Annotated in this window: 1 protein-coding gene; it reads left to right on the top strand. The window is 71.1% G+C overall.

Translation table 11 applies throughout. The features are described 5' to 3' along the window. On the top strand, positions 1 to 297 hold a 297-nt coding region (locus tag C1J01_RS48695; protein ID WP_220040513.1), incomplete at its 5' end, for a hypothetical protein. Positions 298 to 433: the final 136 nt, after the last annotated feature.

Here is a 433-nt window from a genome sequence, read left to right as displayed (position 1 = left end):
GTGGTGGGGGTACGCGGCCTCGGCGGAGGCTCCGTGGTCTTCCTCGCTTGGGTGGGCCTGGCCTCCGCGGCTGTGGCCTGCCTGGCCTGTGTGGGTTTCGTGGGCGTTCGGCTCCGTGTGTTCGCCGGGTTCCCCGTAAGCGTGATCTTCGGCGTAACCGGTGTGTTCCGCGAAGGCGTGGTCGTTCCGCGGGGTGAGCTCGTGCTGGTCGGACGCGACGGGGGCGGCCAGGAAACCGTGACGCTGGTCTGGTCCGCCGTGGCCTTCGCTTCCGTGGCTTCCGCTTCTGGGGGCTGAGCTTCTGTGGGCTGGGTCGCCGTGGGTTGCATCGCCGTGCTGGGCGGTGCCGTGGCCGGTGCGGCTGTTCGTCGTGCCGGAGTGGCGTGGGTCGCTGTGGCCGGTAGGCGGGCCCTCAGGTTGGGGGGCTCTGAGG

Origin of the sequence: Nonomuraea aridisoli, assembly GCF_003236395.1 — a bacterium.
In the GTDB taxonomy this organism is placed as follows: domain Bacteria; phylum Actinomycetota; class Actinomycetes; order Streptosporangiales; family Streptosporangiaceae; genus Nonomuraea; species Nonomuraea aridisoli.
This window is presented reverse-complemented; position numbering and strand designations above follow the sequence as displayed.